Origin of the sequence: Enterobacter sp. PGRG2, from assembly GCF_030291195.1 — a bacterium.
Taxonomy (GTDB): domain Bacteria; phylum Pseudomonadota; class Gammaproteobacteria; order Enterobacterales; family Enterobacteriaceae; genus Enterobacter_D.
This window is the reverse complement of record NZ_CP127837.1, coordinates 3,364,819-3,375,663: the sequence shown is the minus strand read 5'-3', so window position 1 is coordinate 3,375,663 and position 10,845 is coordinate 3,364,819. Positions and strand designations below refer to the sequence as shown.

The 10,845-nt window shown below is 57.9% G+C and carries 9 protein-coding genes; 5 read left to right on the top strand and 4 right to left on the bottom strand.

Annotation, left to right across the window (positions count from 1 at the left end; genetic code table 11):
- Positions 1 to 104: 104 nt before the first annotated feature.
- The 3 genes from QRD42_RS15115 to QRD42_RS15105 are packed head-to-tail and all read right to left on the bottom strand — an operon-like array spanning position 105 to position 4,263.
- Positions 105 to 1,481, bottom strand: coding sequence for an efflux transporter outer membrane subunit (locus QRD42_RS15115; protein WP_321987528.1), 1,377 nt, complete (start codon positions 1,479 to 1,481; stop codon positions 105 to 107).
- The gene (locus tag QRD42_RS15110) at positions 1,481 to 2,560 is read right to left on the bottom strand and encodes an HlyD family secretion protein (RefSeq protein ID WP_321987527.1); all 1,080 of its coding nucleotides are present in this window, start codon (positions 2,558 to 2,560) and stop codon (positions 1,481 to 1,483) included. Before QRD42_RS15110 ends, QRD42_RS15115 begins: the two co-directional genes overlap by 1 nt.
- A 47-nt stretch (positions 2,561 to 2,607) precedes the next feature.
- Positions 2,608 to 4,263, bottom strand: coding sequence for an MFS transporter (locus QRD42_RS15105; protein WP_321987526.1), 1,656 nt, complete (start codon positions 4,261 to 4,263; stop codon positions 2,608 to 2,610).
- Between the two features lie 295 nt (positions 4,264 to 4,558).
- Between QRD42_RS15105 and QRD42_RS15100 the strand changes: the two genes are divergently transcribed.
- Positions 4,559 to 5,362: a YdcF family protein gene (locus tag QRD42_RS15100; RefSeq protein WP_072568562.1), complete on the top strand. Its 804-nt coding sequence runs from the start codon at positions 4,559 to 4,561 to the stop codon at positions 5,360 to 5,362.
- A 199-nt stretch (positions 5,363 to 5,561) separates the two neighbouring features.
- A complete protein-coding gene (gene aldA, locus QRD42_RS15095; protein ID WP_321987525.1) occupies positions 5,562 to 7,001 on the top strand; it encodes an aldehyde dehydrogenase in 1,440 nt (479 codons plus the stop codon).
- A gap of 10 nt (positions 7,002 to 7,011) precedes the next feature.
- Here aldA and QRD42_RS15090 read toward each other — a convergent pair whose 3' ends face one another.
- Entirely contained in the window at positions 7,012 to 7,953 is a 942-nt protein-coding gene (locus tag QRD42_RS15090) for an alpha/beta hydrolase (RefSeq protein WP_415877716.1), read from the bottom strand.
- Between the two features lie 110 nt (positions 7,954 to 8,063).
- Between QRD42_RS15090 and cybB the strand changes: the two genes are divergently transcribed.
- The 3 genes from cybB (at position 8,064) to QRD42_RS15075 (ending at position 10,719) form a co-directional block, all read left to right on the top strand.
- Complete coding sequence (gene cybB, locus QRD42_RS15085) at positions 8,064 to 8,594, top strand: cytochrome b561 (protein WP_321987524.1); 531 nt, start codon at positions 8,064 to 8,066, stop codon at positions 8,592 to 8,594.
- Between the two features lie 189 nt (positions 8,595 to 8,783).
- Positions 8,784 to 10,109, top strand: coding sequence for an MFS transporter (locus tag QRD42_RS15080; protein WP_072568558.1), 1,326 nt, complete (start codon positions 8,784 to 8,786; stop codon positions 10,107 to 10,109).
- 76 nt (positions 10,110 to 10,185) lie between these two features.
- Positions 10,186 to 10,719 carry a hypothetical protein gene (locus QRD42_RS15075; protein ID WP_321987523.1) on the top strand — a complete coding sequence of 178 codons (534 nt, stop codon included), beginning with the start codon at positions 10,186 to 10,188 and terminating at the stop codon, positions 10,717 to 10,719.
- Positions 10,720 to 10,845 lie beyond the last annotated feature (126 nt).

The window sequence follows — 10,845 nt, the reverse complement described above, 5'->3', positions numbered from 1 at the left end:
GTAGGCCCGGTAAGCGCCAGCGCCACCGGGCAGTCACCTCACCAGCCCGTAGGCCCGGTAAGCGCAGCGTCACCGGGCAGTTCACGCCACCCAGGGCAAAACCCTCACTGCACTCCGGTCCAGCCGCCGCCCAGCGCCCGGTACAAATCCACCTGCGCCAGCAGCAAATTATTCTTCACCTGCACCACATTGGTCTGTGCCGAGTACAGCGTGCGCTGCGCATCCAGCTCATCAAGATACGAAGCATAGCCATTCCGGTAACGGTTATGGGCGATCCGCAGCGCCTCTTCCGCCACCGTCGCCTGCTCCTGCAACTCGTCTAACTGCTCCTGCAAGCGCGCAATAGCATCCAGGCTGTCGTTCACCTCTTTGAACGCATTGCGCACCGTATTTTCATAGCTGTACAGCGCCTGATTGCGCTGGGACATCGACACATCCACCTGCGCATTCAGCGCCTGACGGTTAAGCAGCGGCGCAAGAATACTGCCGCCGACGCTCCACAAGCGCAGCGGATTATCCAGCAATCCCGGCAGGGTATCCGCCTGCCAGGTGCCGCCCGCCGTCAGACTGATCGACGGCAACAGCCGGGCCTGTGACGCCGCCAGCGAAGCATCCGCGGCGATCAATGCCTGCTGCGCCTGCACAATATCCGGGCGACGATTTAACAGCGTGGAGGGCAACTGCGCAGGCACCGGCAACGGCGTTAACCGGTCAAAGGCTCCGCGCGGCACCGGGCCGGGATTGCCGCCAGCCAGCAGGCTGAGGGCGTTTTCCTGCTCACTGATCTGGTGCTGCAACTGCGGGATCTGCGCACGGGTGGCGCGTCGTTCTGAATCCGACTGCATCAGCTCCAGCCGCGAGCTGTAGCCCGTTTCAAACTGCCGTTTAGCGAGGTTATAAGCTTCTTCGCGCGCCGCCAGCGTCGACTGCGTAACGCGCAGCTGTTCATCCAGCGACAGCAGCGTGATATAGCCGGAGGCCACCTGCGACGCGACGGTCAGATCGGCAGCCGCAGCGGCGGCTTTTTGCGCCGCCAGCGATGCCCGTGCCGCGTCCGTGGCGCTGCGGTTCGCGCCCCACAGATCCACATCGTAATTCGCCGTCAGTCCACCTTTGTACAGCGTGCTGTGCACGGGCTGTCCGGTGGCGGCAGACTGCGAACGCGCCCGCGTACCGCCCAGGTTAGCATCCAGCGTCGGGAACAGATCGCCTTCTGCGGCATAAATGCGCGCCTGATACTCATTTATCCGCTCGCGGGCGATCAGAATATCGTTGTTCTGGCGCAGCGCCTGTTCCACATAACGGTTCATTTGACTGTCATGGAAATTACGCCACCATACGCCCTCGACCGGACTTTGCGGCCCCACGGCAGTGCGCCATTCCGCGGGAATGGTTAATGAAGGACGGGCAGGGGCAACGTCAACAGACTGACAGCCCGCCAGCGCTAAGGTCAGCGCCAGCCAGACAGGACGGAAGGTCATTATTCTGCCTCCCGGGTATCAATATTCACCTGCACCGACATCCCCGGACGCAGGCGCTGTAACTGTTCAGGTTTACCCTCGATCTCGATGCGCACCGGAATACGCTGGGCGATCTTCACAAAGTTGCCGGTGGCGTTATCCGGCGTGACGGCGCTGAATTCAACGCCGGTAGCCGGGGAAATGCTCTGCACCCGCCCGCTGAAGGCCTCGTCGTTAAGGGCGTCAACGGTGATATGCACCGGCTGGCCGAGACGGATCGTCGCCAGCTGCGTCTCTTTCACGTTGGCGATAATCCAGTGTTGCGGCGGCACCAGCGAGGTCAGATGTGTCCCGGCAGTAACGTAGGCTCCCAGGCGCACCGCAATCTGCCCGAGCTGTCCGTCGCGCGGTGCGACGATGCGCGTGTTTTGCAGGTCGATCTGCGCCAGTTCCAGCGCGGCGCGGGCGTTTTCCACATCCGCTTCCAGCGAGGCGCGATTAACGATCACCGTTTGCAGATCCTGGCGCGACATCTCAAGGGTGGCGCGTGCCTGATCGATATCGGCGCTGCCCTGCGCGGCGCTGGCAAGGGCGGCATCGCGCTCACGTACGGAGAGCGAACCATCAGAGGCCAGCTCTTTCACGCGCTTCAGATCCGCCTGGCTTTTCAGGCTCTGGGCGCGGGCATTTTGCAGCGCGGCTTCGTTACGCTTGATCACCGCCTCGGCGCTTTTGCGTTGTTGCAGATTATTGTTCAGCGCGGCAATTTTCATCGCCAGCTGGGCCTGCGCCTGATGTACGCGCTGGGTATAGATGCGGTCGTCAATCTGCATCAGCAGATCGCCCCGTTTCACGATGGCGAAATCCTGCACCTTAACGTCGGTGATATAGCCGTTGACCTGCGGGCTGATAAAGGTCGTCTGCCCGCGTACGTAGGCGTTATCCGTAAACTGGGTGTGACGGGTAAAAGGGGGAAGTTGCCAGGCGTAGAGGATCACCAGTACGCCCACAATACCTATCGCTGCAGCGGCAAAAATGGAAACCACGCGCAAATTGCTGCGCGTATTGGCCTGCTCTTTGGCGGCGTCCTGCTGACTCATAACCACTCCTGTCGTAATTTCTGTTTCATTTCGTTGTTCCGCTATTTTTATGCTTTTTGCTGCATGGCCCGCTTCAGGGCCAGATGAGCCGTAATGCGCAATCGCAGTAACCGCCACAGGATCCACAGCAGGGTGCAGGCCGCGATGGTCGCCGTGAGCAGATAGGTATCGTTATAGGCCAGAATATTCGCCTGCAACGCGCTGGCGGTCTGTAACTGATTGATCGCCTGCACGTTCAGCAGGGTGCTGTCGCCGATCTGGCTGCGGTACATCTGACTGTAGAGCTGGATGCGGTCATTCACCAGCGGGTTCAGGGTGGTGAGTTGTTCGGCCAGCACGCTGGAGTGATATTTCTCCCGCCAGACCTGGAAGGTGCCGAGGATCGCCGAGCCAAGCAGGCCGCCGAGGTTCTGACTGATGCCAAATAACACAGAAAAACTCACCAGATTGCGTGGGTCCGCCATGACGCCGCCAATGGCGGCAAGCATCGCCGGAGCAAGGAAAAAGGCGCTGCCAAAACCGAGCAGAAACTGGCTGACCAGTAACTGATCCGGCCGCGTCAGGCTGTTGGACTGGCTGTCGAGCAGAGCAGCGATCACCATCAACACCAGTGACGTGATAATCGGCCAGGTCAGGCGCTGCGGTTTAATGGTCAGGCAACTGATAACGATGCCGCAAACAATACCGGCAAAAATCGACCAGGCCAGGTGCGTCATCTGTTCATTTTGCAGGCCGACATATTGCAGCCAGCCGATAACGCCGGTGTTCTGCTCCGCCAGCACAATACGAATGAGCACCATAATCAGCCCGAGGCGCACAATACTGCCGCTGGATAACCAGCGGGTATTCAGCAGCGGGTTGCTGCGGTTGTGCTCAAAGACAATGGCGCTGACGATCAGCACCAGCGAGCCGGCCAGCGCCCAGCCGATCCACGGCGCTTCAAACCACCAGTCAATTCTCCCCAGCGACAGCACCGCGCACAGCAGCGCCATACCGGGGGCAAACAGCATAAAGGTGATGAAATCTTTTTTCTCGAACACCTTTTTTCGATCCCCCGGCGGCAGCTTGAGGAGGATCACTCCGGCCAGCGAGATCAGCGCCAGCCCGAGTTCAAACAGGTAAAGCCCGCGCCATTCGTCGATTTGCAAAAGTTCAGTGGAGAACAGGCGGGCGATGGGGATAGCCAGCGACGAACCGGTAATACCGATGGTCAGCGCCTTTAAACGATGTTTCGCAGGCCAGGCCTGGATCTGATAGTAAATGCCCAGCGAACTCAAGGCAGCCGCCACCATACCGTGCGCGGCGCGCACCATCAGGGCAGAGTTGAGATCGTTGACGAACAGGTGAAAAAAGGTCACCAGTACGTAGAGCACCAGAAAGCCTTCGGTAAAAGCGCGTAGGCCGAACTGCTGACGGAATTTAACCAGCAGCAGGTTAATGGAGACGTTGGTCATCACATAGACGGTCGGCAGCCAGGCGATTTCGTTAGACCAGGCGGCAAACGAGCCCTGCAAATTTTGCAGGTTGGCGGTTACCATGGCGTTGCCAAGCGCGCCGGTCAGGCACACCAGTAGCCCGACAATGCCATAGGCGATGCGCCTGGGCGTGCTGTGATAGGGGGTCGACGGCGACCCTAAAAGCATGGGCTTTTCATGCGGTGCCCACTCTCTTGGCTGGTACGGATCGCTTTTGGGCAAACGCATTGGGGTTCCAGATAACGACAATGAATAATTAGGCGGCTAAGGATTTTATAGTGCCCGCGAATGATAATTCAAGTCAATTAATTACAGTAATTCAATATTTCTGGTTAATATTTTGCGTGACGTTGTCACATACAACTGGCAACAGCATGACAGAATTTGAAACCGTTAAAGGTATAAATATCTGATAAAAATATTGCGATAAAATTCGGTAAGTTACAGAAGGATTAGGAGAGATCCGCTGTTTAAATCTGTGAGCGATCGTACTCTACAGGATGGTTCGTAAAAGGAGATTTGCATGATCATTACCCGCTTTCCCACATTGCCGGAAACCACGCTGGCGGCGGTCAATACGCTCGGGCAGTGGCTGGCGCAAAATGATTTTGCCGGCAAGCCGCATCCGGTGCAGGCCGACGCTATTATTCTGGCAGGGAACGCCGTGATCCCGACCATAGACGCGGCCTGTCAGCTCGCCGCCCGCGCCAGAGCGCCCTTGTTGATCAGCGGCGGTATTGGTCATTCCACGCCGTTTTTGTATGCCGCTATCGCCCGCCATCCGCGTTATAACGTCATCCGCACCACCGGACGTTCAGAGGCGGCCATCATTGGCGATATTGCACGGCAGTTCTGGCGCATTCCCGCTGAACGTATTCTTGCGGAAGATAAGTCCACAAACTGCGGTGAAAACGCGCGACTGTCCTGCGAATTGCTGCGCGCAAAGCTACCGACGGCGCGCAGGGTGCTGGTGGTGCAGGATCCGACCATGCAGCGGCGCACCATGGCGACCTTCGCCCGCGTCAGCGCAGAGCAGTCGCCGGACATTCGTTTCCTGAGCTGGCCGGGCGTGACGCCGCAGTTGCGTAACGGACAGCGCGGGCTGAGCTTTACGCCGCGCGAAGACGGCCTGTGGGCGGCGGATCGCTATCTGTCGCTGATCCTCGGCGAGGTTCCGCGTCTGCGGGATGACGAGCAGGGGTACGGCCCGCGGGGGCGCAACTTTATCGCCCACGTCGATTTTCCCGCCAGCGTCGAAACCGCCTGGCGTACCTTACAGACGGATGACACCCTGAACGCCGCCCTGCGGGATCGGGCATTACGATAACGTGCTGCCCGTTTGCGATATTCACAGCGCAAACGGGCATTCGTCCTCTCTCTGATGTAATACATTTGTTGCATATCCGCCGTGCTTTTATGAGTTATCTCACAAAATCAGCCTATTAAGATGGGAATAGCCCGCTGCACCTGTAGATTTTTAACAACGAATTTACTTGTTAAAAACAATGTTATTACAGGAGCAGGTCATGACAGCACCCGTACAACACCCTATGTATATCGATGGACAGTTTGTCACCTGGCAGGGGGACGCGTGGATTGACGTGGTCAACCCGTCCACAGAAGCGCTGTTATCGCGCATCCCGGACGGTACGGCGGAGGACGCCCGTAAGGCGATTGATGCCGCAGAGCGCGCGCAGCCCGCCTGGGAAGCGCTGCCTGCTATTGAACGTGCGGGCTGGTTACGCAAAATTTCCGCCGGGATCCGCGAGCGCGCCAGCGAAATCAGTCAGCTTATCGTCGCTGAAGGCGGCAAAATTCAGCAGCTGGCGGAAGTCGAAGTGGCCTTTACCGCGGATTACATTGATTACATGGCGGAGTGGGCGCGGCGCTACGAAGGGGAGATCCTGCAAAGCGACCGTCCGGGCGAGAACATTTTCGTCTTTAAACGCGCGCTGGGCGTCACCACCGGTATTCTGCCGTGGAACTTCCCGTTCTTCCTTATCGCCCGCAAACTGGCCCCGGCGCTGATCACCGGCAACACCATTGTGATTAAACCCAGCGAATTCACGCCAAACAACGCCATCGCCTTTGCAAAAATTATCGATGAGATCGGTCTGCCGCGCGGCGTCTTTAACCTGGTGCTCGGGCGCGGAGAAACTGTGGGACAGGAGCTGGCGGGCAACCCGAAAGTGGCGATGGTCAGCATGACCGGCAGCGTCGGCGCGGGCGAGAAGATCATGGCGGCAGCGGCGAAAAACATCACCAAAGTGTGCCTGGAGCTGGGCGGCAAGGCCCCGGCGATAGTGATGGACGATGCGGATCTGGAGCTTGCGGTGAAAGCCATTGTCGATTCACGCATCATCAACGCCGGGCAGGTATGTAACTGCGCCGAGCGCGTCTATGTGCAAAAAGGTATTTACGACCGCTTTGTTAACAAACTGGGCGAGGCGATGAAAGCGGTGCAGTTTGGCGATCCGGCGCAGCGTAACGATATCGCAATGGGGCCATTAATCAACGCCGCGGCGCTGACCCGCGTAGAAGAAAAAGTCGCGCGCGCGGTTGAGCAGGGCGCCACCGTCGTGCTCGGCGGCAAAGCGGTGGAGGGCAACGGCTATTTTTACCCGCCGACGCTGTTGGTGGACGTGCGTCAGGAAATGAGCATTATGCACGAAGAGACCTTCGGCCCGGTGTTGCCGGTGGTGTCCTTTGATACCCTCGACGAGGCGCTGGCGATGGCCAATGACAGCGAATACGGGCTGACGTCTTCGATCTATACCGCCAACCTGAACGTGGCAATGAAAGCGGTGCGCGGCCTGAAGTTTGGCGAAACCTACATCAACCGCGAAAACTTTGAGGCGATGCAGGGTTTCCACGCGGGCTGGCGTAAATCGGGCATTGGCGGCGCCGACGGACGCCACGGTCTGAATGAATATCTGCAAACCCAGATGGTGTATCTGCAGAGCTGATCGCTGCCCCTCATCCGGCAGATGAGGGGAATTTCGACGCGATCCACGCCATCATTAATTCCGGCCACACGGCAACCGGCAGTCCCTGCGCATCGCGTATGCCAAAGCCGTGCTGGCCCTGTTCAAACAGATGCATCTCCACCGGGATCCCCAGCCGCCGCAGGGCGCTGAACATCACCACGCTGTTTTCCACTTTTACCGCCGGATCGTCCACCGCATGCAGCAAAAACGTCGGCGGCGTATTCACACCGACGCGATCTTCCGGGGAGTAGTGCGTAATTTGCGCCTCCGTCGGCGCATCGCCGATCAGCTCAAAACGCGAGCCGGGATGATCAATATCCGCATGCATGGTGATCACCGGATAGACCAGCGCCATAAAGGCCGGGCGGGCGTTTAACGCATCGACGTCATCCACCGGCGCGTACACCGCTTCGTCATAGCGGGTGCCAAGGCTGGCGGCGGCATGTCCGCCCGCTGAAAAGCCCATCACGCCGAGTTTATCCGCATCCAGATGCCACTCTGCCGCACGGGCGCGCAGCAGGCGCATCGCCCGTTGCACGTCTGCCAGCGGCGCATCCGCGCCTTCCGCATGGCCGTCCCCTGGCAGGCGATAGGTCATCACAAACAGCGTGTATCCGCGCGCATTAAAGAACGGGGCCAGCGCGCTGCCTTCCTTATCCAGCACCACGCGGCGATAGGAGCCGCCCGGCGTCACCAGGATACCGATGCCGTTAGGGTTATCCGGCGCATAGACGGTAATGGTCGTCGCACGCACGCCGGTAACGGAACGGTCAAAAGCCGACGGCCCGGTATGCTGCTCTTCGGTGCGAAACGCCACCGGGCTTTGCTGTGCGCCGGGGGCATCACCCTCCGGCCAGACGGAAAAGGTCGTGGCGCGGCTTGACGCCTCTTCCATAAGTTGTAACAGGTACGCATTACTGAGGGTTTTCACGCCAGTCTCCTTTATGGTTTACACGTCGGGTTCAGAACCGAAAAATTAATGAATTTTTGCAAAAAGCCCGGTATGTTTGCCTTCTTACTGTTTTATTTCAGGAAAGTCTCATGCGCAGCACCTATTCAGGATGGCAGATTGCCATTCACTGGCTGGTTTTTTTATTGGTCGTCACTGCGTATTGCGCCATGGAATTTCGCGGCTTCGCGCCGCGCAGTTACCGACCTTACTTTAATATCGTCCATGTTTCCTGTGGCATCTCGATTCTGGTGCTGATGGTGACGCGTTTGCTGCTGCGCCTGAAAACGCCGTCACCGGCTATTGTGCCAAAGCCCAGAGCGATGCTGACCGGCATGGCGCATCTGGGACATCTGGTGATCTACCTGCTGTTTATCGCGCTGCCGGTCATCGGCCTGTTGATGATGTGGTTCCGCGGTAACAACTGGATCGCTTTCGGCATAGTGATGCCACACACCGCCGAAGCGGATTTCGATCTGGTGGATATGCTCAAGGATTATCACGTCACCCTGGCGACCCTCGGCTATTACGTTATCGGCCTGCACGCCGCGGCGGCGCTGATGCATCACTACGTCTGGAAAGATAATACGCTGCTGCGTATGTTACCAAAAAAACGCCGCTGATCCGGCAACGACAGGCCCCGCACTGGCGGGGCTTTATATATTCAGCACGGTAATAAATGTGATCCTGACGGGTTTTTCACCGTTTTTGTTCGTTATGCATCACATTTTAAAACGGCTGTAGTGGGCGAAACTCCGGCACAGCGTATAGATAGTATATCTATTATAGAAACACTGTGATTAGGAGAGGGTATGACTCAGCCTGTTCAGCAGTCGCTTGACCGTGCACCAGCCGGGGAAACCAGCGTGGCGGCACGAAAATTACGCAAAGTCTTACTTGCCACCGGCGTCGGCCATTTTGTCGAGTGGTTTGATTTTGGGCTGTACGGTACGCTCGCGGCAATCATCGGTTTGCAGTTTTTCCAGGCCGGCGATCCCGCCGTGGCGCTGCTTTCTTCTTTTGCGGTATTCGGCGCGGGATTCATTATGCGTCCGCTGGGCGGGCTCTATTTCGGTTCGCTGGGCGATCGCGTCGGCAGACAAAAAATCCTCGCCACGGTGATTTTGCTCACCTCGGGCGCCACCTTTGTGATGGGGTTACTGCCCACTTATCATCAGATTGGTATTACCGCCACTGTGCTGCTGGTGATCACCCGTCTGGTGCAGGGCTTCGCCGCCGGGGGCGAAAGCTCTGGTGCCACCACCTTTCTGGCGGAATATGCGCCCGATGCCCGGCGCGGCTACTTTACCTGCTGGATCGACAACTTTGGCTTTATGGCCTTTGTTGCGGGTTCAGGGCTGGTGTTTCTGCTGACCGCGCTGTTGGGCGAAGGGGCGATGAACGACTGGGGCTGGCGGATCCCGTTTTTGATCGCCGGACCGCTGGGCTGGGTCGGGCTTTATCTGCGTAAGCATCTCGAAGACTCGCCGGAATTTCTGGCGATGGCAAAGCTCGGTAAAAAAGAAGCCGCGCCGCTGCGTACGGCGGTAAAAACCGCCTGGGGCGCGCTGCTGTTTTGCGTGGGCTTTGTGGTGATCAAGGCGGTAGGGCACTGGACGTTGCAGACCTTTATGCCGAGCTATCTGTCCACGCAGATGCATTTTTCAAAACTCGACGCTTACGCCATCACCACTATCGGGCTGTTTGGCATCGCCATACTGGTGCCTTTTATGGGGCTGCTGTCGGATAAATATGGGCGTAAACCGCTGATGCTGGCGGGCTGCGGCGGCTTCATCCTGTTCAGCTATCCGGCCATGATGGTGATGGCGAACGGCAATATGCTGTCGGCTGTGCTGGCAATGCTGATGCTGGGCGCGTTTATCGCTGCCTTCGACGGCGCATGCAGCGCGGCCATGGCCGAACTCTTCCCGACCCGCATTCGCTACGGCGGGCTCTCCATCGCCTATAACTTTGCCGTGGCCTTTTTCGGCGGCATCACCCCGTGGTTCTCGGTGTGGTTAATTACCTCTACCGGTAATCCATTCTCCCCGGCGTTCTATGTAATGGGCGCGGCGCTGATCACCTTCCTGACGGTGATGCGCGCGAAGGAAACGGCGGGGCTGCCGCTGAAGCGGTAACCGAGTGGCACTTTCTCATGCACCTCCTAAGCTTAACTACCTGAGCGTAGCGACAAAAATAAGAAGGGATGGGATCGTGAAAATTGCATGTCTTGGCTGGGGATCGCTAATCTGGAAGCCAGAGGCATTGCCGCTGGCCAGCGAGTGGTTCAAAGATGGACCAGCACTACCCATCGAATTTTCCCGCGTCGGTGATGGCGGCGAACTGGCCACCGCGGTGTGCATGAATGCGCCGCTGACGCATGTTTTCTGGGCGATGCTGAATGCCGAAACGCTGCATGATGCGGTTTCAGCGCTACGTAAACGCGAGCAAATCCCGCTCTCCCGTAGTGATGGCGTCGGCGTGATGGTGTTTAACAGTACGTCCGCAGGTCCATTAGCTGAATGGGCGACGGAAAAACAGCTGGACGCGGTGATCTGGACGGCACTGCCGCCACGCATTGATAGTCTTGAAGGCCGCGTACCCTGCGTGAAAGAAGTGCTGGACTACCTGGCTACGCTTGAAGGGGAAAAGCGGCAACATGCGCAGGATTATCTGCGCAGGGTTCCCACTGAATTCGAAACGCCGTATCGGCAGGCAATACGAAAAAGTCTGGGCTGGGAGTGTTAAGCGCAGATATATTTATCAAATGAATGGTTATGTTACTGATTTGATTTATTAAATTCTGCTGCGTAGTATGGCTGACGGGTGCTTGAGGCTTTCTGCTTTGAGTTCACCGGGCAGAAGAGAAAAGCC

What these genes read in the sequence shown, in the direction of transcription:
- QRD42_RS15115 (WP_321987528.1), bottom strand. Translation starts at nt 1,481, where the DNA reads ATGACCTTCCGTCCTGTCTGGCTGGCGCTGACCTTAGCGCTGGCGGGC.
- QRD42_RS15110 (WP_321987527.1), bottom strand. Translation starts at nt 2,560, where the DNA reads ATGAGTCAGCAGGACGCCGCCAAAGAGCAGGCCAATACGCGCAGCAAT.
- QRD42_RS15105 (WP_321987526.1), bottom strand. Translation starts at nt 4,263, where the DNA reads ATGCGTTTGCCCAAAAGCGATCCGTACCAGCCAAGAGAGTGGGCACCG.
- QRD42_RS15100 (WP_072568562.1), top strand. Translation starts at nt 4,559, where the DNA reads ATGATCATTACCCGCTTTCCCACATTGCCGGAAACCACGCTGGCGGCG.
- aldA (WP_321987525.1), top strand. Translation starts at nt 5,562, where the DNA reads ATGACAGCACCCGTACAACACCCTATGTATATCGATGGACAGTTTGTC.
- cybB (WP_321987524.1), top strand. Translation starts at nt 8,064, where the DNA reads ATGCGCAGCACCTATTCAGGATGGCAGATTGCCATTCACTGGCTGGTT.
- QRD42_RS15080 (WP_072568558.1), top strand. Translation starts at nt 8,784, where the DNA reads ATGACTCAGCCTGTTCAGCAGTCGCTTGACCGTGCACCAGCCGGGGAA.